This is a genomic window from Streptomyces sp. YKOK-I1 (genome assembly GCF_054660435.1).
Genome location: NZ_BAAGDR010000001.1, coordinates 840,345 through 865,725, shown reverse-complemented (window position 1 = coordinate 865,725; position 25,381 = coordinate 840,345). Strand labels below are relative to the sequence as shown.

The following is a 25,381-nucleotide window of genomic DNA, read 5'->3' as shown; positions in this document are numbered from 1 at the left end:
TCGACACCGTTGAACCGGCTGTGAGCCCGGACCAGGCAGGGAGAAGTGCCGCATGACCGATCAGGACACGCACCTCGTGCTGGAGCGCCTCCTGCGGCTGCGGGACCGGCGCGAGCCGCTGGTCGCGCAGATCGCCGAATGGGTCGGCGCGGGCATCATCGAGGGGCGGCTCGAACCCGGGCAGGACCTCAACAGCGTCGAACTGTCACGCCGGTTCGACACCAGCCGCACCCCGGTGCGCGAGGCGCTGATGCTCCTGGAGCAGGAGGGCCTGGTCGAGATGAAGGCCCGCCGCAGGCCCCGGGTCGCCGCACCCTCCCCGCAGGACATCCGGGACATCTACCAGGTGCGCAAGAACCTCCTGTCGATGCTCGCGGGCCTGCTCGTCGAGCGGGCGGGCGACGAGGAGATCGCCGAGCTGCGCACCCGGGTCGAGCGGATGCGGAAACTGGCCGACGACGGCGACGTGGACGGGTACTTCTGGAGCCATGTGACGCTCCAGGAACGGATGACGGAGATCGTCGGCAACGCCACGCTCAAGCAGATCCTGGACTCCCTCGCGCTGCGCACCCTGATGCTGCGGCACCTCAGCCTCACCCGCGCCGGCCGCCTCGCCTACAGCGTGGACGACCAGGAACGGCTGCTCCAGGCCGTCGAGGAGCGCGACGGGGAGCTGGCCGCCGCGCTGATCGCGGGCGCGACGGTGCGGGCGCAGCGGGCGGTGGAGGAGCAGCTGGAGCAGGACGCGTCGGGACGCGGCCGGGGGCCCGCACGGCGGCGGCGCACGGCCTCCTGACGGCCGGTGGGGACCCGTCACCTGGCGAGCACTCCGCCGTCCACGGGGAAGTTCCCGCCGGTCACCCACGCCGACTCGTCCGACGCCAGGTACACCGCGCACCAGGCGATGTCCCGGGGGGTCCCGACCCGGCCCAGCGGGATCCGGGCGAGCAGGGTCTCGCGGGCCGCGCCGTCGTGGGCGCCGGCGGACTCCGTGGCCGGGGTGCGCACCATGCCCGGTGAGATCGTGTTCGCGCGGATGCCCGACGGACCGCCCTCGACGGCGAGTTGACGGGTCAGGCCGAGCACCGCCGACTTGCCCGCGCAGTGCGCGACCATCCCGAAGGTCCCGCTGCCCCGGAAGGCGTTCACCGACGCGAAGTTGACGATCGAGCCGCCGCCCGAGGCCGCCAGGTGCGGCCACGCGGCCTGCACGGGCAGGAAGACGACATCGATCTCGCCGCGGATGGTCGGCGTCCACTGCGCGCCGAAGTCCATCTCGGCGGTCGTCGCCATGTGCGGGGCGATCGCCCCGGCGGTCACCAGGACGTCGATCCGGCCGTGCCGTTCGTACGCCTCGTCGGCGAAGCGCCGGGCGTCGGCCGGGTCCGTCATGTCGAACGGGGCGAGCACCTCGACGCCCAGTCCCCGGTCGGCTGCCTCCTTGCGGGTGCGTTCGGCCGCGGCCGCGTCGATGTCACAGCCGACGACGGTCGCGCCCTGCTCCGCGAAGAGCAGGGCGCAGCCCTGCCCGATCCCGGCCCCCGCACCGGTGACGAGAGCGACTTTCCCGGAGAGCCTGCCGGTCACGTGGACCCCTTTCCCGCAACGTCCGTACGAGACGCGGCGCGGCTCGCCCTTCCTTCTTAGTGTCGACAGTATGCGGGGGTCAAGGGGTGTGAGCGCCCCAAGAGGCCATTCTGTCGACAGTTGACGGGTGGTGTCGTCCTCAGGGCAGCAGCCGCCGCTCCTTGGCCACCGCCACCGCCCCGGCCCGGGTCTCCACCCCCAACTTGCCGTAGATCCGACCGAGATGGGTCTTGACCGTCGCCTCGCTGATGAACAGGGCCCGGGCGATCTCCCGGTTGCCGAGACCCCGGGCCAGCTGCCCGAGGATCTCGTGCTCGCGCTCCGAGAGCGCGGGCGCCGGGCTGCGCATCCGGGCCAGCAGCCGGTCGGCCACCGGCGGCGACAGCGCCGTACGACCCGCCGCGGCGCGGTGGATCGCCGTGAACAGCTCCTCGGGGCGCTCGGCCTTGAGGAGATAGCCGGTGGCGCCCGCCTCGATGGCGCGGGTGATGTCGGCATCGGTGTCGAACATGGTCAGCACCAGCACGCGCGGTCCCGACGAGCCCTCGGCGGTCAGCCGCCGGATGGCCGTCACCCCGTCCGTCCCCGGCCCGAGCTGGAGGTCCATCAGGACGACGTCGGGCTTCAGCCGCGCGGCCAGCGCGAGGGCCTCCTCGCCGCCGCCCGCCTCCCCGACCACCTCGATGCCCTCGGCGCTGGACAGCAGCGCGCGCAGACCGGCCCGTACGACGGCGTGGTCGTCGCACAGCAGCAGACGTACAGGCGTATTCACCGAACGGGCTCCTTGGGCGCGTCGAGGACGAGCGGGACCGCCACGGACACCACCGTGCCCTCGCCCGGGGCGGACTCCACGGTGAGCGTGCCGCCGGACTGCCGGGCCCGGATCCGCATGGCGGGCAACCCGTACCCGCGCGTCCCGTCGGAGGCGGACCGGACGGCCGTCCCGGCGTCGAAACCCCGGCCGTTGTCCGCGACGTCCAGGAAGATCCGGTCGTCCAGGCAGGTCAGGGTCAGCGCGGCCCGGGTCGCGGCCGCGTGCTCGCGGACGTTGGCCAGCGCGCCCTGGGCGATCCGCAGCAGGGTCGCCGCCACCCGCTCGGGCAGCGGACCGGGTTCGCCGTCCAGACGGAACGCCACGGTCAGCCCCGGACCGCTCTCCCGCTCGGCGAGCGCGCCGAGCGCCGCGGGCAGGGAGCGCCCGTCGAGGTCGGCGGGCGTCAGGTCGTGGACGAAACGGCGGGCCTCGGCCAGCGAACGGGAGGTGATCGCGGCGGCCTTCCCGAGATGGTCCCGGGCCGCCCCGGGGTCGGTCGCCCAGACCCGCTCGGCGGCCTGGAGCAGCATCCGCTGGCTGGACAGGCCCTGTGCCAGGGTGTCGTGGATCTCGGTGGCCAGGCGCTGCCGCTCCGCCAGCACGCCCGCCCGCCGCTCGGTGGCCGCCAGATCCCGGCGGGTGCGCACCAGATCGTCGATCAGCTCCCGCTGCCGGGCCCCCTGACGCTGCAGATGCACCAGGACGGCGGTGGCGACCGCGGCGACGGCGGGCGGGGCCACGACCATGTTCGGGTTGAGCGCGCCCTCGGCCACCCGCACCTCCGAGACCACGACCAGCGTGGTGAGTACGGCGGCCAGCGGCACCGACAGCCGCGGCGGCAGCGCGTGCAGCCCCGCGAACAGCAGCGGCATCACACACCAGGTGGCGCTGGGCGCGAGCACCAGCAGGATCACCCAGACCGCGGACACCGAGCCCAGCCACACCAGATGCCGCCCCGTCGGCGCCGAGCCCGGTCGGGGCGCCGGCGCGAGGACCGCACCCAGGACGTACAGGAGGCAGAAGACGGCGAACAGCGCCACCACCCACCCGGTGCGCGGACCGCCCCGGTCGCGGCTCAGGAAGCGGACGAACGACGAGCCGAGCAGCAGGAGGAACGCGACGTGCACGACCGCCGCGAGCAGCCGCTCCTCCGCAGGGGTGGGTCTCATCCTCCGTGTCTAACGCGCCCGGCACACGAACGCATCAACCGATCGGCTGACATCGCCCTCGCCCGAACCGCCCCGCCGCCGCAGCCGGTCGGCCGGGACGGAACCGCCGTCCGGGCGCCGAAGCTGGCAGGGACCACCACGCCACCTCGGAAAGGCAGCGAACCGTGCCCGCCAGGAACCTCACCGCCAACCGTGCCGCGCTCGGCCACCGCGTCGGCTACGCCCTGCGCCACCCCGACCGGGTCCCCCGGCATCTCGCCCGCGCCGCCCGCGATCTGTGGCTGCGGTACCGCCACCCGGACCACATCTCCTACTACCGCGCGGTGATGCGCTCCGACACCCGCGCCGACCCCGACGCGGCGGTCGGCAGCCGCAACCGCGAGCGCTGGCTGGCCCTCGGCGCCCTCCAGTTCGACTACCTGGTCGGCCACGGGCTGCGCCCCGAGCACCGCATGCTGGAGATCGGCTGCGGCAACCTGCGCGGCGGCTGGCGCTTCATCCGGCATCTGGAACCCGGCCACTACACCGGCATCGACATCTCGCCCGACATCCTCGTCGCCGCCCAGGACACCCTCGTGGAGATGGGCCTGGAGAAACGGCTGCCGTGTCTGACCCCGGTGCGCGACCTGACCCTGCGCTTCCTGCCCGACGCCCACTTCGACGTCGTCCACGCGCACAGCGTCTTCTCGCACTCGCCGCTGCCGGTCATCGAGGAGTGCCTCGCCCACGTCGGGCGGGTCCTCGCGCCGGGCGGCTGGTTCGACTTCACCTTCGACCGCACCGAGGGCGAGGAACACCACGTGCTGCGCGAGGACTTCTACTACCGCACCGAGACCCTGCTCGCCCTCGCCGAGCGACACGGGCTGCGGGCCCGCTTCATGACGGACTGGGAGGCGCTCCCGCACGGACAGTCGAAGATCCGGGTCTCCCGGGCGGACGACCTCGGCCAAGACTGAACGCCGCCCGACCTGCCCTTTGTAAAGTGGCCCTCACCAGTCCAGGAGTCCCCGCAACCCGTGAGGTACACCCGAATCATGACGACCGAAACGTTTGAGTTCCAGGTAGAGGCCCGTCAGCTTCTCCAGTTGATGATCCACTCGGTCTACTCGAACAAGGACGTCTTCCTGCGCGAACTCGTCTCCAACGCCTCCGACGCGCTGGACAAGCTGCGCCTCGCCAAGCTGCGGGACGACGCGCTCGACGCCGACGTCACCGACCTGCACATCGAGATCGACACCGACGCCGAGGCCCGTACGCTCACCGTGCGGGACAACGGGATCGGGATGTCGTACGACGAGGTCGGCCGGCTCATCGGCACCATCGCCCACTCCGGCACCGCCCAGTTCGCCAAGGAACTGCGCGAGGCCCAGGACGCGGACAGCGCCGAGGGGCTCATCGGCCAGTTCGGCGTCGGCTTCTACTCCGGGTTCATGGTCGCCGACGAGATGACCCTCGTGACCCGGCACGTCGGCGAGAGCCACGGCACGCGCTGGTCCTCGCGCGGCGAGGGGACGTACACCCTCGAGACCGTCGACGACGCGCCTCAGGGCACCTCGGTCACCCTGCACCTCAAGCCCGCCGACGACGAGGACAAGCTGCACGACTACACCTCCGCCTGGACGATCAAGGACATCGTCAAGCGGTACTCGGACTTCATCACCTGGCCGATCCGCACCGTCCCGCGGCCGGGCGAGGACGGCGCCACGCCCGAGGCCGAGACGCTCAACTCGATGAAGGCGCTGTGGGCGCGCTCGCGCGAGGAGGTGTCCGAGGACGAGTACCACGAGCTGTACAAGCACATCAGCCACGACTGGCGCGAGCCGCTGGAGACCGTCAGGCTCCAGGCGGAGGGCACCTTCGAGTACCAGGCCCTGCTGTTCGTGCCCTCGCACGCCCCGCACGACCTCTACACCCAGGGCTACAAGCGCGGGGTGCAGCTGTACGTCAAGCGCGTCTTCATCATGGACGACTGCGAGGCGCTGCTGCCGCCCTACCTGCGCTTCGTCAAGGGCGTCGTCGACGCGGCGGACCTCTCGCTGAACGTCTCCCGCGAGATCCTCCAGCAGGACCGGCACATCCGGATGATGCAGCGCCGGCTGACCAAGAAGCTCCTGTCCACGGTCAAGGAGATGCGGGAGAACGCCCCGGAGCGGTACGCCACGTTCTGGCGGGAGTTCGGCTCCGTCCTCAAGGAGGGCCTGCTCAGCGACTCCGACAACCGCGAGACCCTGCTCGCCGCCGCGTCGTTCGCCAGCACGCACGCCGCGGACGGGCTCACCACGCTCACGGCGTACACGGAGCGGATGAAGGACGGCCAGGAGGACATCTACTACCTCACCGGCGAGTCCCGCGAGAGCATCGAGAACTCCCCGCACATGGAGGCGTTCCGCGCCAAGGGCATCGAGGTCCTGCTGCTCACCGACGCCGTCGACGAGGTCTGGGTCGACGTGGTGGGCGAGTTCGAGGGCAAGCGGCTCAAGTCCGTCGCCAAGGGCGAGGTCGACCTCGACGGCGACAGCGGCGAACAGGCCGACGAGGAGCGGGAGAAGCAGGGCGAGGAGTACGCCGCTCTCCTCGGCTGGATGAAGGAGCAGCTGGGCGACGACATCAAGGAGGTTCGTCTCTCCTCGCGCCTCACCGTCTCCCCGTCCTGCCTCGTCTCCGACACCGGTGACCTCACCCCGGCCCTGGAGAACATGTACCGGGCGATGGGTCAGGAGGTGCCCAAGGCCCAGAGGATCCTCGAACTCAACCCCGGACACCGGCTGGTGCAGGGTCTGAACCAGGCCTACCAGGAGCGCGAGGACCGTTCCGGGCTCGCCGGGACCGCCGAACTGCTGCACGGCCTCGCGGTGCTCGCCGAGGGCGGCCGGCCGACGGATCCCGGCCGGTTCGTGAAGCTCGTCGCTGAACGGCTGGAGCGCGCGCTCTAGCGGTTGACGGGTGATTGCGGTTGATTTCGCATAGTTCTGGGCGGGGGTGGCGTGGCGGCCCCCGCCCGGAATCTTCACCGCCCGCACACCGAACATTCTGATTGGTTGAGTCAATCAACTGGGCCTACGATGCTGGGCAGTTCGTGCTGGAACGCATCCCCCCACGGAGGCCCCCCACCATGTCCCACGCGTATCCCACGCCCGCCCCGGCGGGGGGCTCCACACCCGCGGAGACGGGGGAGCCCGCCGCCCGGCGGCCGGGTCTCGTCGTCGCGGTGCTGGCCTTCGGCGGGATCGTCGTCTCGCTCATGCAGACGCTGGTCATCCCGATCGTCCCCGAACTGCCGCGGCTGCTGGACGCGTCGGCCTCGGACGCGACCTGGGCGGTCACCGCCACCCTGCTCGCCGCCGCCGTCGCCACCCCCGTCATGGGCCGGCTCGGCGACATGTACGGCAAACGGCGCATGCTGCTCGTCGGCCTGGTCATGCTGGTCGCCGGATCCGTCACGGCCGCCCTCAGCGACACCCTCGCCCCGATGGTCGTCGGCCGGGCGCTCCAGGGCCTCGCCTCCGGTGTCATCCCGCTCGGCATCAGCATCATGCGCGACGAACTCCCCGCCGAGCGGCTCGGCTCGGCCACCGCGCTGATGAGCGCCTCCCTGGGCGTCGGCGGCGCCCTCGGGCTGCCCGCCGCCGCGCTGATCGCGGACCACTTCGACTGGCACGCGCTGTTCTGGACGTCCGCCGCGCTGGGCGTGGTCGCCGCCGTGCTCGTCCCGCTGTGCGTGCCCGAGTCGCCGGTGCGCGCCGGCGGCCGCTTCGACGTCGTGGGCGCCCTCGGCATGGCGGCCGGGCTGGTCTGTCTGCTGCTGGGCATCTCCAAGGGCGCGGACTGGGGCTGGGGCAGCGCCACCACGCTGGCCCTGTTCGGCGCGGCGGCCGTGGTGCTCCTCCTGTGGGGCCTGTTCGAACTCCGCGTCCGACAGCCCCTGGTGGACCTGCGGACCACCGCCCGCCGTCAGGTGCTGGTGACCAACCTCGCCTCCCTGGCCTTCGGTTTCTCCATGTTCGCGATGTCCCTGGTCCTTCCCCGGCTGCTCCAGTTGCCTGAGGCGACGGGCTACGGTCTGGGCAGGTCGCTGCTGACCGCCGGACTCGTCATGGCACCCACCGGCCTGGTCATGATGGCCACCGCGCCACTGTCCGCGCTGGTGTCCGGCGCGCGCGGCCCGAAGACGACCCTGATGATCGGGGCCGTGACCGTGGCCGCCGGGTACGGACTGGGCGTCGTGCTGATGGACGCCGTGTGGCAGCTCGTCCTGGTCTCCTGCGTCGTCGGCGCCGGCATCGGCTTCGCCTACGGCGCCATGCCCGCACTCGTCATGGGCGCGGTGGACCCTTCCGAGACGGCCGCCGCGAACAGCCTCAACACGCTGATGCGCTCCATCGGCACCTCCACCGCGAGCGCCGTCGCCGGAGTGATCCTGGCCCGGATGACCACCACCTTCGGCACGGTCGCCCTGCCCTCCGAGAACGGCTTCAAGGTGGTCATGGCGGTGGGGTCGGGGGCGGCGGTGCTGGCGCTGCTGGTCGCCGCGTTCCTTCCCGGGCAGCGGCCCGCGGCGCAGGAGCCCGCCGCGGTGACGGCGCGGGCCGCGGGGCCGGACGAGCGGGCCGTCGGCGCGGCCGTCGCCGTCCCGCTGGCCCGCGCCGTCGCCGAGCTGGTCGCCACGGTGCCGGGGCTCGACGACGGGCAGCCGGGCGCCGGCGCGCACCCCGTGCGCGGGCGGGTGCGGGGCGCGGAGGGCGCTCCGGTCGCCGGGGCGGCGCTGACCCTGATCTCGCTGGGCGGACGGCAGCTGGGCCGCGCGGTCACCGCCGCCGACGGCTCCTACACCCTCGACGCGCCGGGGGAGGGCCGCTATGTACTGATCACCGCCGCCGAGGGGCACCAGCCGCAGGCGACGACCGTCCTGGCGGGGGCGGCGCCGGTGACGTACGACGTCCTTCTCGTCGGCAGCAGCGGACTCGCCGGAGCGGTGCGCTCGGCCGAGAGCGGCGCTCCGGTCGCCGGGGCGGTCGTGATTGTCACGGACAGGCGCGGGGACGTCCTGGCCAGTGTGCGGACCGACGGCTTGGGCGAGTTCGCGGTGGCGGACCTGGTGCCGGGACCGGTCACCGTAGCCGTCGGCTCGCCCAAGCACCCGCCCCTGGCGCTGCCCGTGGAGATCGGCGCCACCGGTCTCACCCGGGTCGACGTCGAGCTGCGGTTCGGCGCCCAGGTCCGGGGCACGGTACGCGGCGCGGGCGCCCCGCTCGGCGACGCCCGGGTGACACTGGTGGACGCCGCCGGGAACGTCGTCGCCGCCACGACGACCGGCAGCGACGGCGCGTACGCGTTCGGCGATCTGGACGGCGGCCGGTACACGGTGATCGCGACCGGCTACCCGGCCCGTGCGACCGGGGTCAGCCTCGGCGGCGGTGACGTGGACGACCACGACATCGAACTCGCCCACGCGGGCGAGTAGCCCCCGCGCCGCCTCACGAGCGGACCGGCATCCGCCCCACTCGGGTGCCGGTCCTTCAGCCCGGCCGCCCCGGCCACCCCGCCCCGCAACAGACGTCCGCACCGGCCGCCTCACACCACGACGACCCGGATCCCCGCCTCCTCGCACCGCCCGACCGTCTCCGCGTCCGCTCCCGTGTCCGTGACCAGGGTGTCCACCGCGTCGGCCGCGCAGATCCGGGCGAACGCCCGCCGCCCCAGCTTGCCGGAGTCGGCGGCCACCACGACCCGCCCGGCGCGTTCGCACAGCATCCGGTTCACGGCCGCCTCGGACTCGTCGTGCGCGGCGGCACCGTCCCGCACGTCGAAGGCCACCACCCCGAGCACCGCCACATCCAGGGTGATCTGCCCCAGCACCCCGTCCGCCAGCGGCCCGACCAGCTCGTAGGACTGCGCCCGCGCCACCCCGCCCGTCACCACGATCTTGAACTGGGGGCGCACCGCCAGCTCGGTCGCGATGTTCAGGGCGTTGGTCACCACCGTCAGCGCCGGGGTGCCGGACGCGAGATCGGCGCGCACCGCCAGTGCCCGCGCCACCTCCGTCGTGGTCGTGCCCCCGGTCAGCCCGACCGTCTCGCCCGAGCCGACCAGATCCGCGACCGCCCGCGCGATCCGCTGCTTCTCGGTGGCGCGCCGGGCCGTCTGGTAGCGCAACGGCAGCTCGTACGACACCCCGTGCACCACCGCGCCGCCCCGCGTACGGACCAGCATCTGCTGCTCGGCGAGCTGGTCGAGGTCCCGCCGGACGGTCGCCGCCGACACCCCGAGCTCGGCCGCCGCCTCCTCCACGTCCAGCCGGCCCCGCTCGACCAGCAGCTCCAGCAGCGCCTTCCAGCGGGCGTCGCGTGACATCGGCCGTCTCCGTTCGCATGCTTGAAGTTGTTCGAAAACCGGCTCTATCTTGCAGGAACAATCACCGTCGGCGGGAGGCGGGGCATGACCCACGTCGAGGACGAGCTGAGCAGCCAGCCGGAGTGCTGGACCCGGGCCGCGGCCGAAGCGGGCCGGTGGGCGCGGGAGCTGCCCCGGCCGGGGGAGCGGGTGGCGATCGTCGGCTGCGGCACCTCGTTCTTCATGGCCCAGGCGGCCGCCGCCCTCCGGGAGGGCGCCGGGCAGGGCGAGACGGACGCCTTCGCCGCCTCCGAGTTCCCCCACCACCGGCCCTACGACCGGGTCCTCGCCCTCACCCGCTCCGGCACCACCACCGAGGTGCTCGACCTCCTCGCCCGACTGCGGGGCCGTACGCCCACCACCGCCGTCACCGCGGACCCGCACACCCCCGTCGGCGACACGGCCGACCGGCTCGTCGTCCTCGACCACGCCGACGAACGCTCCGTCGTGCAGACCCGGTTCGCGACCACCGCCCTCACCCTCCTGCGCGCCCACCTCGGTCTGCACCCCGACACCGCCGTCCCCGACTGCCGCACCGCGCTCGCCGAGCCACTGCCCGAAGGGCTCCTGGAATGCGGCCAGTTCACCTTCCTCGGGCGCGGCTGGACCGTCGGCCTGGCGCACGAGGCGGCCCTGAAGACGCGCGAGGCCGCACGCGCCTGGGCGGAGGCGTACCCCGCCATGGAGTACCGGCACGGCCCGATCAGCGTCAGCACCTCCGGCACGGCCACCTGGATGATCGGCGAGGCACCCGACGGGCTGGCCCGACAGGCCGCCGACACCGGCACACTGTGGGTGCAGGGGGCCCTGGACCCCCTCGCCGAACTGGTCCGCGCCCAGCGGCTCGCCGTGGCCGTCGCCGCCGCCCGCGGGTTCGACCCGGACCGCCCCCGCCATCTCACCCGCTCCGTCATCCTCTGACCGGCCGACCGGGAGCTGCCGTGCCCCTCACCACCACCGGCGAGCTGGTCGCCCGCGCCCGCGCGGCCGGTACCGCCGTCCTCGCCTTCAACATCATCACCCTGGAGCACGTCGAGGCCGTGGCCGCCGGTGCCGAGGCCGTCGGCGCGCCCGTCGTCCTCCAAGTCAGCGAGAACGCCGTCACGTTCCGCCGGGACCGACTGCTGCCGCTGGCCCGGGCCGCCCTGGGCATCGCCGAACAGGCCGCCGTACCGGTCGCGTTGCACCTCGACCACGTCCGGAGCGACGCCCTGCTCCGCCAGGCCGCCGACGCCGGGTTCAGCTCGGTGATGTACGACGCCTCCCGCCTGCCGTACGCCGCGAACCTCGCCGCGACCGGCGCCGCCGTCCGCTGGGCGCACTCCCGAGGACTGTGGATCGAGGGCGAGTTGGGGGAGATCGGCGGCAAGGGCGCGCACACGCCCGGGGCCCGCACCGACCCCGGTGAGGCACGCGCCTTCGTCGACGGCACCGGCGTGGACGCCCTGGCCGTCGCCGTCGGCAGCGTGCACGCGATGACCACCCGTACGGCCACCCTCGACCACGCCCTGCTGGCGCGGCTCGCCGAGGCCGTCGACGTGCCGCTGGTCCTGCACGGTTCGTCCGGCGTCCCCGACGACCAGCTCACCGCGGCCGTCGCGGGCGGGATCTCCAAGGTCAACATCGGCACCGCGCTCAACCAGGCCCTGACGGGCGCGATCCGGGAGTTCCTGGACGCCGAACCGGCCGTCGTCGACCCGCGCCGCTACCTGACGGCGGGGCGGGAGGCGATGGCCCGCACCGTGGAGCGGACCCTGCGGCTGTTCATCCGCGTCTGACCGCCCTCAGGACCACGAACTTCGGGTCACCGGCCACCAGTTCGCAGTTCCCGAACAGCCGCTTCAGCGTCATGTGGTAGCCGAGATGGCGGTTGCCCACCACCCACAGCTCCCCGCCGGGCCGCAGTACCCGCCGGGCGCCCGTGAACATCCGCCGGGCCGTCGCGTCCGTGGTCGCCTGGTGGGAGTGGAACGGCGGATTGTTCAGGACGACGTCCACACTGCCGTCCGGCACCCCGGTCAGCCCGTCCCCGACCCGGAACTCGGCGTGCCCCGGCACCCCGTTGGCCTTGAAGGTCGCCTCCGCCGAGGCCACCGCCTGGAACGACTCGTCGGTGAAGAGCACCTCGGTCTGCGGGTTGGCCAGCGCCACCGCCGTCCCCACGATCCCGTTGCCGCAGCCCAGGTCCACGACCCGGCGCGTGCCGTCCGTCTCCGGCAGGTGCCCGAGGAAGAACCGGGTGCCGATGTCGAGCCGGTCGGCGCAGAAGACCCCCGCGTGGTTGACGACCGGGCGGCCCGACAGCGGTCCGACGTCGCCGGGAAGGTCGTAGAGGTACGGCCACGGGTTCGCGGGGAGGGACAGCGACGCGTCCGGGGTGCAGAAGATCAGCCGCGCCTTCTGCTCGGCCAGTGAGGTCCTGGTCGGGCCGAGGATCCGCTCGAACAGGTTCAGGGTGGAGGTGTGGATCTCCTTGACCATGCCGGTGCCGACCACGACCGTGCCCGGGTGGACGGCGGGCGCGAGCCGCAGCAACTGGTCCTCCAGGAGCGCCAGGCTCTTCGGCACCCGGACCAGGAGCAGGTCGATCCGTTCGGGCACCGGGTCCTGGGTGGTGAGCAGCCGCACCGCGCCGGGTCCGGCACCGGCCCGGGCGAGGTTCGCCCGGGTCGCCTCCTGCCCCAGCCAGGAGTCGGTGATCTGCACCGGATGGTGTGCCGCGAGCGCCGTGACCAGCGCGCCCCAGCGGTCGCCCAGCACCACGACCGTGCCGGACAGGGACACGTCCCGCTCCGCGAGATGCCGGAGCAGATACGCGTCGGAGGCGTCCCAGGCACGCAGCCGGTCGCGTGGATCCTCGGGGAAGCGGGCCAGGGCGACCTCGCCCCACGGCGTCGTCATACGGTCGTTCATGGTGCCCCAAGGCTAGCCCAGCCGCAGCTCAGACCCGGTGTCGGTGCGGTGGGGGAGGATGGCTGCATGGACGGCGAGCTGTTTCCCCGGGAGCGGGCCCGGATCGCGCCGGGCGCGGTGCACGTGCCCGACTGGCTCGACGCGGACCGGCAGGCCGGCCTCCTCGCGGCCTGCCGCGTGTGGGCGCGACCCCCGGCCGGCCTGCGCACGGTCCGCACGCCCGGCGGCGGCACGATGACCGCCCGCCAGGTCTGTCTGGGCTGGCACTGGTACCCGTACGCCTACGCCCGCACGGTCGTCGACGGCGACGGCACGCCGGTGAAGCCGTTCCCGGACTGGCTCGGCGAGCTGGGGCGGCGCGCGGTGGCCGACGCGCTGGGACCCCGGGCGGCGACCGCGGCGCCGTACGACATCGCGCTGATCAACTTCTACGACGGCGACGCCCGCATGGGTCTGCACCGGGACGCCGACGAACGGTCCGACGCGCCCGTGGTGTCCCTGAGCCTCGGCGACACCTGTGTCTTCCGCTTCGGCAACACCGAGACCCGCACCCGGCCCTGGACCGACGTGGAACTGCGCAGCGGCGATCTCTTCGTGTTCGGCGGGGCGTCCCGGCTCGCCCACCACGGAGTGCCGCGCGTCCTGCCGGGCACGGCACCGCCGGGGCTGGGCCTGACGGGACGGCTGAACGTCACCCTGCGGGTGAGCGGCTTCACCGGCGCACCCCCGTACCCGGTCGACGCACCCGGCCGCTTCCCCGGCGGCGGCTGACGAACGGATCATGGGAGACTCCCCCTCATGAGCGGCGACGCGGACCCCCGGCGGGCGGGGGAAGGAACCACCTCGAGGGCGCGGTTGGACCGGGGGCGCGGTGCGCTCGGGCCCGCGTTGGAGCTCGTGCACACCGGGCGGGCGCCCACCCGGTCCGTGCTCACCGCGGAACTCGGCGTCACCCGCGCCACGGCCGGCGCGGTCGCCGCCGAACTGGAGGCGCTCGGGCTGATCCGGGTCGACGCACGGCCCGGCGCCGCCGCCGGTTCCCAGGGCCGGCCCTCGCACCGGCTCGAACTCGCCGAGGAGGGCCCGGTCGCCCTGGCCGCCCAGGTGCACGCCGACGGGTTCCGGGCCGCGCTGGTCGGCCTCGGCGGCCGGATCGTCGCCACCACCCCCAGCTGCGAGGCCGTGGACGCCGATCCGGCGAAGGTGCTCGGCGCCGCCATGGACGCCGGTGCCGACCTGCTGCGGCGGACCGGCCGCCGGTGCGTGGGCGCCGGGCTCGCCGTGCCGTCGGCCGTCACCGAACCGGAGGGACTGGCACTCAACCCCCTGCACCTGGCCTGGCCGGTGGGGGCGCCGGTGCGGGAGGTCTTCGCCGAGCGTGTCCGGGCCGCCGGGATCGCCGGCCCCGCCTTCGTCGGCAACGACGTCAACCTCGCCGCCCTCGCCGAGCACCGGCACGGCGCCGGACGTGGCGCCCGCGACCTGCTGTGCGTGGCCACCGGGCACCGGGGCGTCGGCGGCGCGCTCGTCCTCGACGGCCGTCTGCACACGGGCAGTTCGGGACTCGCCCTGGAAGTCGGACACCTCACCGTCAACCCCGAGGGTCGCCCCTGCCACTGCGGCGGCCGCGGCTGCCTCGACGTCGAGGCCGACCCGCTGGCCCTGCTGACGACCGCCGGCCGCGAGCCCGGCCCCGAGGGCTCGCTGCTCCACCAGGCCAACGAGCTGATCCGCGAGGAGTACGGCGACCCGGTCGTCCGCACGGCCGCCGAGGCCCTCATCGACCGGCTCGGCCTCGGACTCGCGGGCCTGGTGAACATCCTCAACCCCGACCGGATCATCCTCGGCGGACTGCACCGCACCCTCCTCGACGCCGACCCCGACCGGCTGCGCGCCGTCGTCGCCGACCGCAGCCTGTGGGGCCGCAGCGGCGGCGTCCCCATCCTCGCCTGCACCCTCGACCACAACAGCCTGGTCGGAGCGGCCGAGCTGGCCTGGCAGCCGGTGCTCGACGACCCCCTCGGGGCGCTGAGCGCGGCCTGAATCACGGTCTCCCTCACACACCGGTGAGGCTCCACAGCGCCGCCACCGCCGGGCGGCGCAGATCCGCCCGGCGCACGCACAGGCCGATCGGGAACGGCTCCGGCGGCGGACCGGCCGCCGGCACCACCGCCAGCCGCTCCCGCACCGCGCTGTGCTCCAGGACCAGCGCGGGCACCACGCCGGTGCCGCAGCCCAGGGCGACGAGTGCCAGCAGCCCCTCGTGGCCGTCCGGTTCCCCGGCCACCTCGGGGGTGCGGCCGCGCGCCCGGAACCAGCGGTCGGCCGCCTCGCGCACCAGCCCCCGCTGCGGCAGCACGAACGGCCCGTCGAGCCCGTCGTCCGGCCGCTCCCGCGCGGTCACGAACACCAGCTCGGTGACCGCCACCGTCCGGCTCACCAGCGCCTCCGGCAGCCGCGCCGGGATCCCCGCCACCGCCACGTCGACCTCGCCCTCGTCCAGCCGGGCCAGCGCGGCCGCGGCGTCCCCGGTCCGCAGATCGAGCCGCACCTGCGGATGCGCGGCCCGCAGCGGCGCCAACAGGTCCGGCAGCAGCGCCTGACAGGCGGTCACCGTCGCGAACACCGCCAGTCGGCCGGTGAGTTCGGCCGGATCAGGGTGCTCCTCACGGTAGGCGCGCCACAACTCCAGCGCCTGGACCGCGTAGGCGCGGAACCGGTGCCCCTCCGCCGTGAGCGCCACCCCGCGCGGCCCCCGGTCCAGCAGCCGGTGCCCGAGATCCGCCTCCAGCCGCTGCACGGTCCGGGTCAGCGTCGCCGGACTGACGTGACAGTCCAGGCTCGTCCGCCCGAAGTTCAGCGTCTGCGCCAGATGCAGGAACAGCCGCAGCTCCCGATGGTCGTCCCGCATGACCTCGACCTTTCACTTCGCGCAACGCTCCGCTGCAGGAGTTGCGCTTGTCGCAACACCGGCCCGGAGCCTACAACTCGACCATGACCTCGACGACGTTCACCTCCCGTGTGTTCCCCCTGGAGACGATGGCCGTGCCCGGCGGCACCGAGACGGTCCTGCGCGGCGGCCGGCACCTCTTCCCGCTGCTGCCGCGGGCCTTCGCCGGAGTGCGCCGGATCGGCGTGCTCGGCTGGGGGCCGCAGGGCCGGGCACAGGCCCTCAACCTGCGCGACTCCCTCGCCGGCACGGACGTCGTCGTCTCCGTCGGACTGCGCCCGGGCTCCCGTTCGGCCGAGGACGCCCGCGCCCACGGCTTCACCGAGGCGGACGGCACGCTCGGCGACTGGCTCGCCGTGGCCGCCGCGGCCGACCTGGTGATCCTCCTCATCGCCGACGCCGCGCTCGCCGCCCACCACGAGGAGATCTTCCGGGCGCTGAAGCCCGGCGCCGTCATCGGCCTGTCCCACGGCTTCCTGCTCGGCCATCTCCGTGCGAGCGGCGGCGACTTCCCGCCCGGTCACGCCGTGATCGCCGTCTGCCCCAAGGGCATGGGTGACTCCGTGCGCCGCCTCTACCGGCAGGGCGTGGAGACCAACGGCGCCGGGATCAACAGCAGTCACGCCGTCCATGCCGACCCCGACGGCCGGGCGGGAGACCTCGCGCTCGGCTGGTCGGTCGCGCTGGGGGCGCCGTACACCTTCCGCACCACCCTCGGCAGCGAGTACCGCTCGGACGTGGTCGGCGAACGGGCCGTGCTGCTCGGCGCGGTGCACGCCATCGTCGAGAGCCTGTACGGCCGTTACCGGCTCGCGGGCGACGACGAGATCACCGCGTACGAGAAGTCCTGCGAGAACGTCACCGGCCCGATCGCCCGCACGATCTCCCGGTCCGGGCTGCGGGCGGTGCGCGAGGACCTCGACCCGGCCGGACGGGAGGTCTTCGACCGCGCGTACACGGCGACGTACGCACCGGCCCGCGAGCTCGTCGCCGAGATCTACGACGAGGTCGCCGACGGCACCGAGCTGCGCAGCGTCGTCCTGGCCGAACGGCGGCTCGCGCGGCGCCCGATGAGCGGGATCGGCGGTGCGCCGATGTGGGCCGTGGCCCCGCGCGTCCACGCCCGGCGGGGCGAACGGCCGCTGCCCGTCGAGCCGTTCACGGCCGGGGTGTTCGTCGCGACGACGATCGCCCAGATCGACGAGTTCGCCGACCGCGGGCACCCCTGGTCGGAGATCGTCAACGAGTCCGTCATCGAGGCCGTGGACTCCCTGCTGCCGTACATGCACGCCCGGGACGTCGCGTACATGGTCGACAACTGCTCGCGCACGGCCCGGCTCGGCGCCCGCCGCTGGGGGCCGCGCTTCCAGGCGGCCTACGAACAGATCGCCTACCCCGCCGCCGGACTCCCGGCGGACGGCGCGCTGGTGAAGGCCTTCGACACCCATCCCGCGCACGAGGCGCTGGCGGCGGCGGCCCGGCTGCGGCCCTCCGTGGACATCTCCGTCGTCTGAGCCGGCGCGCGGGCGGTCACCAGGCGGAGGCGGCGGCCCGCAGCCGGTCGCGGACCCGCAGCACCTCCGGGTCGGCGTCGGCCCCGGGCCGCTGGACCAGGAACAGGGTGTTCAGCGGCGGCTCCTCGGGGTCGTGCAGCCGGACGAGACGGCCCGCGTCCAGGTGCTCCTGGCACAGGGAGTGCGGCAGGACGCTGTATCCGGCGCCCGCGTTGACCGCGGACAGCACCGCGTACAGATTGGGCACGGTGACCGCCGCGCTCGCCGTGAGCTGCCGGCCGAGGACGGTGCGCCAGTAGCGGCGGGCGATCGGCAGGTCCTCGGCGTAGGTGATCAGGGGCACGTCCCGCAGCGCGGCGCACAGGTCACCGGCCCGGGCGTCCGCGCCGACGCGGTCCGCCCAGGTGGGGGAGGCCACCAGGACGTACTCCTCGTCGGCCAGCGGCACCGACTCCAGCGCCCGGCCGCGCGGCCGGCGGGTGGCGATCACCAGGTCGTGCCGCCCGGTCCGCAGCTCCTCCAGCAGCGGATCGGTCAGCCCCTGCGCGACCCGCAGCCGGAGCCCGCCCGCGACGAGCGGCGCCAGCGCCGGCAGGACCCGTACGCACAGCAGCTCCGACGGCCCCGCGAGGTGCACCGGCGCGGTCCGCCCGGCCGACGGGCCCCCGGCCTCCAGCGCGGCCAGCGCGTCGAGCGGCGTCGACACCCGCGCCGCCAGCTCGTGCGCGAGCGGGGTCGGCTCGACGCCCCGGGGCAGCCGGGTGAACAGCTCACGCCCGCCCTGCTGCTCCAGCGTGCGGATCTGGGCGGTCACCGTGGGCTGCGACAGCCGCAGCTGCGGGGCCGCCGCCGTGAACGAGCCGGAGCGGTACACGGCCAGGAAGGTGCGCAGCAGGTTCAGGTCGGTGTGCGCCGGAAGCTGTCGGCTGCCCCCGGTCGGGGTGTCGACGAGGTCGGCCGTGCGGTTCGTCATACGGACCAGCCTATCCGCAGGGACACATCGGCATCCCGATCGCAGACCTCGATCTGCCTATTGGTTTTCCGATGGATGTCCTCCCTAGGGTCGGGGATGTCGCCGACCGGCGGCACCCGCACTCCGCAAGGATCTCCGATGACCACGCAGCACGCGATCGACTGGCCCGAGCAGTACCTGCCCGGCACCGGCGACAACTTCGTCTCCAACGAGGTGATCGTCCAGGGCCTCACGGCCGCCCGGGTCTGGCACTTCCTGACCGACACCTCCGAGTGGGAGGGCTCCTACGACAACGTCGCCGACATCTCCTTCCCCCACGGCGGCGGCCCGCGGCTGACGGACGGCCTGGCCTTCCGCTTCGGCACCTTCGGCTTCCCGCCCCTCGACGCGCACGTCGTCGAGTTCTGGGCCCCCGGCGACGGGGTCCCCGGCCGGCTCTCCTGGACCGCGAAGCAGGACGGCGGACCCGAGGAGCGGCTGGACGTCCTGCACGCCTGGCTGGTCGAGGACCTGCCCGGCGGCCGGGTCCGCGTCCTCACCCAGGAGACCCAGCACGGCCGGCCCGCCGCGGCGCTCGCGCAGGAGCGGCCCAACCCGATGCTCAACGGTCACCAGGCCTGGCTGGACGGCCTCGTGAGCGCCGCGTCGCAGTAGGTTGACGGCATGACCGACAAGACCACCGTGAGTGTCCTCGGCACCGGCATCATGGGCGCCGCCATGGCCCGCAACCTCGTCCGCGCCGGGCACACCGTCCGCGCCTGGAACCGCACCCGCGCCAAGGCCGAGCCGCTGGCCGCCGACGGCGTCACCGTCACCGACACGCCCGCCGAGGCCGTCCGGGGCGCGGACGTCGTCCTGACCATGCTCTACGACGGTCCCGCCGCCCTGGACGTCCTGCGCGCGGCCGCTCCCGCCCTGCGCCCCGGCGCCGCCTGGGTGCAGTCGACCACCGCCGGCATCGAGGCGATCGGCGACCTGGCCGCCTTCGCCCGGGAGCACGGGCTCGTCTTCTTCGACGCGCCGGTGCTGGGCACCCGCCAGCCCGCCGAGGCCGGGCAGCTGACGGTCCTCGCGGCCGGTCCCGCCGCGCACCGGGACGCGGTCGCCCCGGTCTTCGACGCGGTCGGCGCGCGCACCGTGTGGACCGGCGAGGACGGCGGCGCGGGCAGCGCCACCCGGCTGAAGCTGGTGGCCAACAGCTGGGTGATCGCCGCGACCGCCGCGACGGGCGAGGTGCTGGCGCTGGCCCGGTCGCTGGAGGTCGACCCGGCCGCGTTCTTCGGGCTGATCGAGGGCGGCCCGCTGGACATGGTCTATCTGCGGGCCAAGGCCGCGATGATCCTCGACGGCCGGCTCTCCCCGCCCCAGTTCGCGGTGGACACCGCGGCCAAGGACGCCCGGCTGATCGTCGAGGCCGGCCGCGCGGGCGGCGTCCGCCTCGACGTGGCGGCCGCGAGCGCGGAACGCCTGGAGCGGGCGGCCGCGCAGGGTCACGCCGACGAGGACATGGCGGCGGCCTACTTCGCGAGCTTCGACGAGAAGCCGTCCGCCTGAAACGCCCCGGGCCGGCGACCCGAGCCGTCACACCTTGGCGGCTCGGCGCGGCCGGGGCACCAACTCGCCGCCGCAGTTGGGGCAGACACCCCGCAGGGCCTCGCCGCACGGCCCGCAGAACGTGCATTCGTACGAGCAGATCAGCGCCGGCCCCTCGGGCGGCAGAGCGGCCGTCGTACAGCGCTCGCAGCGCTCACGCATCTCCAGGGCCATGACCGCACCACTCCTCACCCGCGGGTCTCTCCGTCACCGGCCATGCTCGCGGACCGTACGGCGGCCGACAGCGCCCCGGCGGGACAGGGACCGACACGATCGGGCCACCCGCGCACTCGGCTCGGAGCAGCTCCGGGACCCGGCGCGTACTCCCCGGGAGGTACCCGCACTGCCGCCGGCCGCACGACGACCCGGGCCCCCTCCCGGCGGGATTCTCGAGGCATCGCAGCGCCGTGGAAGCGCACCGAGGAACCCCACCGAGGAGATGACCCGAGATGAACACCCTGGCGAACTGGGACGGCGGCGGCCCCGGCCCCTGGATCCTGTTCCTCCCGCTGATCTGGGCGGCCGTCGTGGCCGGTGTCGTCACCCTGCTGCGCCGCACGGTCCGGCGCGGCCGGCGCGGCCCGTGGCACCCGGTCGACCGGCCCGCCGGCGACTCGCCCCTGGCCGTCCTCGGCCGGCGCTTCGCCTCGGGCGAGATCGACGAGGACGAGTACTGGCGCCGGCTGTCCGTCCTGGACGAGCAGTTCGGCCGGAAGGGGGGCGCGCTGTGACCACCGCGACCGCCCTCACGACGGCCGCCCGGGTCACCGACGCCGTGAAGGTGTACGGCGTCGGCGACACCGCCGTACGGGCCCTGGACGGGGTGAGCGTGTCCTTCCCGGCCGGACGCTTCACCGCGATCATGGGCCCGTCGGGCTCGGGCAAGTCCACCCTGATGCACTGCGCGGCGGGCCTGGACACGCTCACCTCCGGCGCCGCCTGGATCGGCGGCACCGAACTGGGCACCCTCGACGACCGCCGCCTCACCCTCCTGCGCCGTGACCGGGTCGGCTTCGTGTTCCAGTCGTTCAACCTGGTCCCCACCCTGACCGTCGAGGAGAACATCCGGCTGCCGCTGGATCTCGCGGGCGCGACGGGCGAGGCCGGGTGGATCGACGCGCTGGTCGACACCGTCGGACTGCGCGACCGGCTGCACCACCGGCCCGCGCAGCTCTCCGGCGGGCAGCAGCAACGGGTCGCCGTGGCCCGGGCGTTCGCCGGCCGTCCCGATGTCGTCTTCGCCGACGAACCCACCGGCAACCTCGACTCCCGCACCGGGGGAGAGGTCCTCGGGCTGCTGGCCGGGACCGTGCGCCGCACCGGCCGTACGGTCGTCATGGTCACCCACGACCCGGTGGCCGCCGCCCACGCCGACGAGGTGGTCTTCCTCGCCGACGGACGGCTCGTCGACCGGATGCAGTCCCCGACCGCCGACCGCGTCCTGGACCGCATGAAGGCCTTCGAGGTGCCGTCATGAACGCCTCCCTGCGTCTCAGCCGCACCTCCCTGCGCGCCCACAAGCGGCGGTTCGCCGGCACCTTCCTCGCGGTCTTCCTCGGTGTGGCCTTCCTCGCCGGAACCCTCGTCATGGGCGACACCCTGCGCGCGAGCTTCGACGCGATGTTCGGCAGCGCCACCGCCGGCACCGACGCCGTCGTCCGCGGCGCGGACGCCATCACCACGCCCGGCGAGGGCCAGGGCGTACGGCGGCCGGTCGGCACCTCCCTCGTCGCGGCGGTGGAGAAGGTGCCGGGCGTGGCGGCCGCGGCCCCGGACATCCAGGGCGCGGGCCAGCTCGTCGGCGCCGACGGCAGGCCGATCGGGGGCCAGGGCCCGCCCACCCTCGCCGGCAACTGGATCGCCGATCCGCGGCTCAATGCGTACCGGCTCGCCGAGGGCCGCGTCCCCGCCCGGTCCGGCGAGGTCGTCGTCAACCGCGGTACCGCCGAGAGGGGCGGCCTGAGGATCGGCGACACGACCGTCCTGCGCACGCCCGACCCGGTGCGGGTGAGGATCGTCGGGCTCGCCACCTTCGGCGGCGAGGACGGCATGGCCCGGGTGACCTTCACCGGCATGACCCGGGCCGACGCCGAGAAGTACCTCACCGCGCGGCCCGGCGAGGCCACGCGCATCGTGGTCCGCGCCGACCCCGGAGTGAGCCAGACCGAGCTGGTCCGCCGGCTGACTCCCGTCCTGCCCCGCGGAGTCGAGGCCATCACCGGGCAGGAGGCGGCGCGTGAGAACACCGACATGATCGCCAGCCGGTTCCTCACGGTCTTCACGACGTTCCTGCTGGTGTTCTCCGGAGTCGCCCTGCTCGTCGCGACGTTCTCCATCCACAACACCTTCGCCATCGTCGTCGCCCAGCGCACGCGTGAGAACGCCCTGTTGCGCGCCCTCGGCGCCTCCCGTCGCCAGGTCGCCGCGGCCACCCTCACCGAGGCGGGCGCCGTCGCGGTGACCGCCTCCGCGGCCGGACTGGCCGGCGGCATCGGGATCGCGGCCGGACTCCAGGCACTGTTCCCGGCCATCGGATTCCCCTTCCCCGAGGGCGACCTGGTGGTCAGCGGCCTGTCGCTGGGCATCCCCCTCGCCCTCGGCGTCCTGGTCTGTCTGGGCTCGGCGCTGCTGCCCGCCGTGCGCGCCGGACGCACCGCCCCGCTGGCCGCGCTCCGGGAGAGCGCCGTCGACACCTCCGGCTCCTCCCGGCCGCGTGCCGTCCTCGGCGCCGGACTGCTCGTCCTGGCCCTCGCATCGACCCTGACCGGCGTGTTCGTCTCCCCCTCCGTCTGGTCGGCCGGCCTCGGCGCCGTCCTCGCGCTCGTCGCCTTCGTCGTCCTCGGCCCCGCCGCCTCCGGTACGGCGGTACGCGTCCTCGGCAGCCCCTTGGACCGGCTGCGCGGTGTCACCGGAGGCCTCGCCCGGCGCAACGCCCTGCGCAGTCCCGGGCGGACGGCGGCCACCGCGAGCGCCCTGATGATCGGCGTGGCCGTGGTGTCGCTGTTCACCGTGTTCGGGGCCTCGCTGAAGGCCACCATGGACCAGACCGTCTCCCGGTCCTTCGCGGGCGACGTGGCCGTCAGCACCCCGTCCTTCGGTGCGGGCGGCAGCGGGCTGAGCCCGGGGCTGGCCCCCGCGATCGACGCGCTGCCCGAGGTCGACACCGCCGTCGGGCTCGGCCGCGGAGTCGCCGAAGTCGACGGCGTGGGACGGGCGTTGACCGTGACCGACCCGGCGGCCCTGGCCCGCACCTTCGACCTCGGCACCGTACGCGGCGATCTGCGCGCCCTCGGCACCGACGGACTGGCCGTCACCCGCGCCGAAGCCGACCGCCGGGGCCTGAGCCTCGGCGGCCCGGCCCGGCTCGTCTTCACCGACGGGGAGCGGCGGACTTTCACCGTCCGCGCGGTCTACGGGCAGTCCGAACTCGCCGGCGACTACGTCATCACCCGCGCCGCCTGGGCCCCGCACCGCATCCAGGACGCCGACACCCTGATCGCCGTCTCCTTCAAGGACGGTGTGAGCAGCGCGCGGGGCAGGGCGGCCGTCGAGAAGGTCGCCGCGCACTACGGCAACCCCGAGGTGCAGACCCGCGACGCGTACGCGGCCTCGTCGGCCGGCGGCATCGACATGATGCTCACCCTCGTCTACGCCCTGCTGGCCCTCGCGGTCCTGATCGCGCTCCTCGGCATCGCCAACACCCTGACGCTGGCGCTCCACGAACGCACCCGGGAACTCGGTCTGCTGCGGGCCGTCGGCCAGACCCGGTCCCAGCTGCGGGCCATGGTCCGCTGGGAGTCGGTCCTGGTCGCCGCCTTCGGCACGGCGGGCGGCCTGGCGCTCGGCACCTTCCTCGGCTGGGTGCTGGTGCGGGCCGCCGACGGGGCGAGCGACAGCGCGTTCGCCTTCGCGCTGCCGCCCGCCCGGCTCGCCGTCGTCGCCCTCGTGGGCCTCGCCGCCGGGGCCCTCGCCGGACTGCGCCCGGCCCGGCGCGCGGCCCGCCTGGACGTGCTGCGGGCCGTCGCCACCGAATGACCTCGCGGGAGGTCACCCGGTGCGGGCAGGTCACCGCCCGGTCAGCCGACGACGGCGGACCGGGCGGGAGCGTGGGAGGCCCGGTGGACGTCCACCGCGACCACCTCGGGGAACGGGGACACGACCTGCTCGCGGGGCGTACGGCGCGGCGGACGCGCCGACCGCTCCGGCACGACGGCCGACGCGGGCAGCGTGAACCAGACGACCTTGCCGGACTCCCCGTCCGGCCGCGCGCCCCAGCTCTCGCTCATCGCGGCCACCATGGCGAGCCCGCGCCCGCAGGTGGTCAGGGTCCCGCTCTCCGGGACCTCCGCCGCGACCGGCAGCCGCGGATCGTGGTCGCGGACGGAGACGGTGAGCCGGTCCAGCAGCAGCTCCATCTCCACGACACACGTCTTGTCGGGCCGGGCATGCAGGTGGACGTTGGTCAACAGCTCCGTCACACCGAGCGCGGCCCGGTCTATGAGGGGATCCAGATGCCAGTAGCGCAACTGCGCCGATACGATTCTGCGGACCTGGCCGATCCGCGACGGCAGGGCTTGGAGCTCCACCGTGCAGTGCCTGCTTGGGTTGCTGATCACGGCTGCGACTCCCCGACTGAGGTCCGGAAGAACACGGAGTTCGGATCGATCGAGCAGAGCTGCTGCGCAAGGCGGCCGCCTGCTGCGGTGGCCGGCGGGCTGGTTCGCAGCGTTATCGCCGGTAAACCCAGAGTGACGTGAGAACAGCGTGACTCAGGGGATCCCGCGGCGCAACTCGCACGGCCCGGGGCTGCTCGGCTGCCTCGTCTCAGCGGGAGTGACCCGCCGCCTTCCGCACGGCCTCGATGAACCGGCGGGCCGCGGGCGGCCCCGGCTCACCCGGCGCGGGGTCGTGCTCGCCCAGGGTCAGCAGGTACCGGTTGCCGTTGAGGTCCGCCAGCGCCCGGTCCTCCGGGGCGAACCAGGGCCGGGAGGCGCGGACCGCCTGCACCGGCGCACTGTCGATCTCACTTCCGTAGCTGGTGAGCAGCTCCAGCCTGCCGCCGCTGATCCGGACCTGCCCGGCCCGGGTGAGCGAACGCAGTCTCTTCCCGATCCGCACGCCCGTCGCCGTGAACTCCGGCTCCGCCATGCCTTCCCGCCCCCTTGCGGTCGTCCTCGCGCGAGCGAACTCGTCGCCTCCGTGATCCAGTGTGCGCCCCCGTCCGGGACCCGCGCCGCGCCCAGGGGCGTACGCCCCGACCGGGAGCCGCGTCCCGCCCGGTGCAGTCTGCCCGCGCCAGGCGTCGAGCACCAGTGCGTACGACCCGCCGACCACGGCCTTCAGGAGCACTCGCGCGAATGCGCCCCCTGTGCGCCCGCCCTGCCTCCCCAGGACCGCCTTTGAGGCCCCCAAAGGTATGTTTATGCAGGTGAGAAGCGGTACGGAAGGTGCTTATGATCGGTGTGCCGGCCGCTTCGG

General features: G+C 74.1%; 24 protein-coding genes. 14 read left to right on the top strand and 10 right to left on the bottom strand.

Features of this window, described 5'->3' with window-relative positions; translation table 11 throughout:
- Positions 1–52: 52 nt before the first annotated feature.
- On the top strand, positions 53–796 hold the full coding sequence (locus ACYQ8Q_RS03935) for a GntR family transcriptional regulator (protein WP_460061905.1): 744 nt from the start codon (positions 53–55) through the stop codon (positions 794–796).
- 17 nt (positions 797–813) lie between these two features.
- Here ACYQ8Q_RS03935 and ACYQ8Q_RS03930 read toward each other — a convergent pair whose 3' ends face one another.
- The 3 genes from ACYQ8Q_RS03930 to ACYQ8Q_RS03920 all read right to left on the bottom strand — a co-directional run bounded on the left by ACYQ8Q_RS03930 (position 814) and on the right by ACYQ8Q_RS03920 (position 3,570).
- Complete coding sequence (locus ACYQ8Q_RS03930; protein WP_460061903.1) at positions 814–1,587, bottom strand: SDR family NAD(P)-dependent oxidoreductase; 774 nt, start codon at positions 1,585–1,587, stop codon at positions 814–816.
- A 139-nt stretch (positions 1,588–1,726) separates the two neighbouring features.
- Complete coding sequence (locus ACYQ8Q_RS03925; RefSeq protein ID WP_460061901.1) at positions 1,727–2,359, bottom strand: response regulator; 633 nt, start codon at positions 2,357–2,359, stop codon at positions 1,727–1,729.
- Positions 2,356–3,570, bottom strand: a complete 1,215-nt coding sequence (locus ACYQ8Q_RS03920) for a sensor histidine kinase (protein WP_460061899.1) — start codon at positions 3,568–3,570, stop codon at positions 2,356–2,358. Before ACYQ8Q_RS03920 ends, ACYQ8Q_RS03925 begins: the two co-directional genes overlap by 4 nt.
- Before the next feature lie 164 nt (positions 3,571–3,734).
- On the opposite strand from ACYQ8Q_RS03920, the gene ACYQ8Q_RS03915 reads away from it, so the two are divergent.
- The 3 genes from ACYQ8Q_RS03915 to ACYQ8Q_RS03905 all read left to right on the top strand — a co-directional run bounded on the left by ACYQ8Q_RS03915 (position 3,735) and on the right by ACYQ8Q_RS03905 (position 9,031).
- A complete protein-coding gene (locus ACYQ8Q_RS03915; protein ID WP_460061897.1) occupies positions 3,735–4,526 on the top strand; it encodes a class I SAM-dependent methyltransferase in 792 nt (263 codons plus the stop codon).
- Between the two features lie 78 nt (positions 4,527–4,604).
- A complete protein-coding gene (gene htpG / locus ACYQ8Q_RS03910) occupies positions 4,605–6,503 on the top strand; it encodes a molecular chaperone HtpG (RefSeq protein ID WP_460061895.1) in 1,899 nt (632 codons plus the stop codon).
- A gap of 179 nt (positions 6,504–6,682) precedes the next feature.
- Complete coding sequence (locus tag ACYQ8Q_RS03905) at positions 6,683–9,031, top strand: MFS transporter (protein ID WP_460061893.1); 2,349 nt, start codon at positions 6,683–6,685, stop codon at positions 9,029–9,031.
- A 110-nt stretch (positions 9,032–9,141) separates the two neighbouring features.
- On the opposite strand, the gene ACYQ8Q_RS03900 is transcribed toward ACYQ8Q_RS03905, so the two are convergent.
- Positions 9,142–9,921: a DeoR/GlpR family DNA-binding transcription regulator gene (locus tag ACYQ8Q_RS03900; protein WP_460061892.1), complete on the bottom strand. Its 780-nt coding sequence runs from the start codon at positions 9,919–9,921 to the stop codon at positions 9,142–9,144.
- A gap of 84 nt (positions 9,922–10,005) precedes the next feature.
- On the opposite strand from ACYQ8Q_RS03900, the gene ACYQ8Q_RS03895 reads away from it, so the two are divergent.
- Positions 10,006–10,881, top strand: coding sequence for an SIS domain-containing protein (locus ACYQ8Q_RS03895; protein WP_460061889.1), 876 nt, complete (start codon positions 10,006–10,008; stop codon positions 10,879–10,881).
- Between the two features lie 20 nt (positions 10,882–10,901).
- Positions 10,902–11,738, top strand: coding sequence for a class II fructose-bisphosphate aldolase (locus ACYQ8Q_RS03890; RefSeq protein WP_460061886.1), 837 nt, complete (start codon positions 10,902–10,904; stop codon positions 11,736–11,738).
- Here ACYQ8Q_RS03890 and ACYQ8Q_RS03885 read toward each other — a convergent pair.
- Positions 11,725–12,861: a methyltransferase gene (locus ACYQ8Q_RS03885; protein ID WP_460073160.1), complete on the bottom strand. Its 1,137-nt coding sequence runs from the start codon at positions 12,859–12,861 to the stop codon at positions 11,725–11,727. The genes ACYQ8Q_RS03890 and ACYQ8Q_RS03885 overlap by 14 nt on opposite strands.
- Before the next feature lie 78 nt (positions 12,862–12,939).
- On the opposite strand from ACYQ8Q_RS03885, the gene ACYQ8Q_RS03880 reads away from it, so the two are divergent.
- Both ACYQ8Q_RS03880 and ACYQ8Q_RS03875 read left to right on the top strand, forming a co-directional pair.
- On the top strand, positions 12,940–13,644 hold the full coding sequence (locus ACYQ8Q_RS03880) for an alpha-ketoglutarate-dependent dioxygenase AlkB family protein (RefSeq protein WP_460061885.1): 705 nt from the start codon (positions 12,940–12,942) through the stop codon (positions 13,642–13,644).
- Positions 13,645–13,671: 27 nt separating this feature from the next.
- Positions 13,672–14,916 carry an ROK family protein gene (locus ACYQ8Q_RS03875; protein WP_460061884.1) on the top strand — a complete coding sequence of 415 codons (1,245 nt, stop codon included), beginning with the start codon at positions 13,672–13,674 and terminating at the stop codon, positions 14,914–14,916.
- Positions 14,917–14,929: 13 nt separating this feature from the next.
- On the opposite strand, the gene ilvY is transcribed toward ACYQ8Q_RS03875, so the two are convergent.
- Complete coding sequence (ilvY, locus tag ACYQ8Q_RS03870) at positions 14,930–15,784, bottom strand: HTH-type transcriptional activator IlvY (protein WP_460061883.1); 855 nt, start codon at positions 15,782–15,784, stop codon at positions 14,930–14,932.
- 83 nt (positions 15,785–15,867) lie between these two features.
- Between ilvY and ACYQ8Q_RS03865 the strand changes: the two genes are divergently transcribed.
- Positions 15,868–17,337: a ketol-acid reductoisomerase gene (locus ACYQ8Q_RS03865; protein ID WP_460061881.1), complete on the top strand. Its 1,470-nt coding sequence runs from the start codon at positions 15,868–15,870 to the stop codon at positions 17,335–17,337.
- A gap of 16 nt (positions 17,338–17,353) precedes the next feature.
- On the opposite strand, the gene ACYQ8Q_RS03860 is transcribed toward ACYQ8Q_RS03865, so the two are convergent.
- Positions 17,354–18,310, bottom strand: a complete 957-nt coding sequence (locus tag ACYQ8Q_RS03860) for a LysR family transcriptional regulator (RefSeq protein ID WP_460061878.1) — start codon at positions 18,308–18,310, stop codon at positions 17,354–17,356.
- 138 nt (positions 18,311–18,448) lie between these two features.
- Here ACYQ8Q_RS03860 and ACYQ8Q_RS03855 point away from each other — a divergent pair, with 138 nt between their 5' ends.
- Together ACYQ8Q_RS03855 and ACYQ8Q_RS03850 are read left to right on the top strand one after the other, a co-directional pair.
- Complete coding sequence (locus ACYQ8Q_RS03855) at positions 18,449–18,964, top strand: SRPBCC family protein (protein ID WP_460061876.1); 516 nt, start codon at positions 18,449–18,451, stop codon at positions 18,962–18,964.
- 9 nt (positions 18,965–18,973) lie between these two features.
- Entirely contained in the window at positions 18,974–19,864 is an 891-nt protein-coding gene (locus ACYQ8Q_RS03850) for an NAD(P)-dependent oxidoreductase (RefSeq protein WP_460061874.1), read from the top strand.
- A gap of 27 nt (positions 19,865–19,891) precedes the next feature.
- Here ACYQ8Q_RS03850 and ACYQ8Q_RS03845 read toward each other — a convergent pair whose 3' ends face one another.
- Complete coding sequence (locus ACYQ8Q_RS03845) at positions 19,892–20,077, bottom strand: DUF1272 domain-containing protein (RefSeq protein WP_460061871.1); 186 nt, start codon at positions 20,075–20,077, stop codon at positions 19,892–19,894.
- Positions 20,078–20,352: 275 nt separating this feature from the next.
- On the opposite strand from ACYQ8Q_RS03845, the gene ACYQ8Q_RS03840 reads away from it, so the two are divergent.
- The 3 genes from ACYQ8Q_RS03840 to ACYQ8Q_RS03830 are packed head-to-tail and all read left to right on the top strand — an operon-like array spanning position 20,353 to position 23,938.
- Positions 20,353–20,634 carry an SHOCT domain-containing protein gene (locus tag ACYQ8Q_RS03840; RefSeq protein WP_460061869.1) on the top strand — a complete coding sequence of 94 codons (282 nt, stop codon included), beginning with the start codon at positions 20,353–20,355 and terminating at the stop codon, positions 20,632–20,634.
- Positions 20,631–21,380: an ABC transporter ATP-binding protein gene (locus tag ACYQ8Q_RS03835; RefSeq protein ID WP_460061867.1), complete on the top strand. Its 750-nt coding sequence runs from the start codon at positions 20,631–20,633 to the stop codon at positions 21,378–21,380. The genes ACYQ8Q_RS03840 and ACYQ8Q_RS03835 overlap by 4 nt, the downstream gene beginning before the upstream one ends.
- The gene (locus ACYQ8Q_RS03830; RefSeq protein WP_460061866.1) at positions 21,377–23,938 is read left to right on the top strand and encodes an ABC transporter permease; all 2,562 of its coding nucleotides are present in this window, start codon (positions 21,377–21,379) and stop codon (positions 23,936–23,938) included. The genes ACYQ8Q_RS03835 and ACYQ8Q_RS03830 overlap by 4 nt, the downstream gene beginning before the upstream one ends.
- A gap of 41 nt (positions 23,939–23,979) precedes the next feature.
- Here ACYQ8Q_RS03830 and ACYQ8Q_RS03825 read toward each other — a convergent pair whose 3' ends face one another.
- A complete protein-coding gene (locus ACYQ8Q_RS03825) occupies positions 23,980–24,519 on the bottom strand; it encodes an ATP-binding protein (protein ID WP_460061863.1) in 540 nt (179 codons plus the stop codon).
- Positions 24,520–24,727: 208 nt separating this feature from the next.
- Positions 24,728–25,051, bottom strand: a complete 324-nt coding sequence (locus ACYQ8Q_RS03820) for a hypothetical protein (protein WP_055634135.1) — start codon at positions 25,049–25,051, stop codon at positions 24,728–24,730.
- Positions 25,052–25,381: the final 330 nt, after the last annotated feature.

Excerpts from the sequence above, each read along its gene's own strand:
- ACYQ8Q_RS03935 (WP_460061905.1), top strand. The coding sequence starts at position 53 with ATGACCGATCAGGACACGCACCTCGTGCTGGAGCGCCTCCTGCGGCTG.
- ACYQ8Q_RS03920 (WP_460061899.1), bottom strand. The coding sequence starts at position 3,570 with ATGAGACCCACCCCTGCGGAGGAGCGGCTGCTCGCGGCGGTCGTGCAC.
- htpG (WP_460061895.1), top strand. The coding sequence starts at position 4,605 with ATGACGACCGAAACGTTTGAGTTCCAGGTAGAGGCCCGTCAGCTTCTC.
- ACYQ8Q_RS03905 (WP_460061893.1), top strand. The coding sequence starts at position 6,683 with ATGTCCCACGCGTATCCCACGCCCGCCCCGGCGGGGGGCTCCACACCC.
- ACYQ8Q_RS03900 (WP_460061892.1), bottom strand. The coding sequence starts at position 9,921 with ATGTCACGCGACGCCCGCTGGAAGGCGCTGCTGGAGCTGCTGGTCGAG.
- ACYQ8Q_RS03895 (WP_460061889.1), top strand. The coding sequence starts at position 10,006 with ATGACCCACGTCGAGGACGAGCTGAGCAGCCAGCCGGAGTGCTGGACC.
- ACYQ8Q_RS03885 (WP_460073160.1), bottom strand. The coding sequence starts at position 12,861 with ATGACGACGCCGTGGGGCGAGGTCGCCCTGGCCCGCTTCCCCGAGGAT.
- ACYQ8Q_RS03880 (WP_460061885.1), top strand. The coding sequence starts at position 12,940 with ATGGACGGCGAGCTGTTTCCCCGGGAGCGGGCCCGGATCGCGCCGGGC.
- ACYQ8Q_RS03875 (WP_460061884.1), top strand. The coding sequence starts at position 13,672 with ATGAGCGGCGACGCGGACCCCCGGCGGGCGGGGGAAGGAACCACCTCG.
- ilvY (WP_460061883.1), bottom strand. The coding sequence starts at position 15,784 with ATGCGGGACGACCATCGGGAGCTGCGGCTGTTCCTGCATCTGGCGCAG.
- ACYQ8Q_RS03865 (WP_460061881.1), top strand. The coding sequence starts at position 15,868 with ATGACCTCGACGACGTTCACCTCCCGTGTGTTCCCCCTGGAGACGATG.
- ACYQ8Q_RS03860 (WP_460061878.1), bottom strand. The coding sequence starts at position 18,310 with ATGACGAACCGCACGGCCGACCTCGTCGACACCCCGACCGGGGGCAGC.
- ACYQ8Q_RS03855 (WP_460061876.1), top strand. The coding sequence starts at position 18,449 with ATGACCACGCAGCACGCGATCGACTGGCCCGAGCAGTACCTGCCCGGC.
- ACYQ8Q_RS03850 (WP_460061874.1), top strand. The coding sequence starts at position 18,974 with ATGACCGACAAGACCACCGTGAGTGTCCTCGGCACCGGCATCATGGGC.
- ACYQ8Q_RS03845 (WP_460061871.1), bottom strand. The coding sequence starts at position 20,077 with ATGGCCCTGGAGATGCGTGAGCGCTGCGAGCGCTGTACGACGGCCGCT.
- ACYQ8Q_RS03840 (WP_460061869.1), top strand. The coding sequence starts at position 20,353 with ATGAACACCCTGGCGAACTGGGACGGCGGCGGCCCCGGCCCCTGGATC.
- ACYQ8Q_RS03830 (WP_460061866.1), top strand. The coding sequence starts at position 21,377 with ATGAACGCCTCCCTGCGTCTCAGCCGCACCTCCCTGCGCGCCCACAAG.
- ACYQ8Q_RS03820 (WP_055634135.1), bottom strand. The coding sequence starts at position 25,051 with ATGGCGGAGCCGGAGTTCACGGCGACGGGCGTGCGGATCGGGAAGAGA.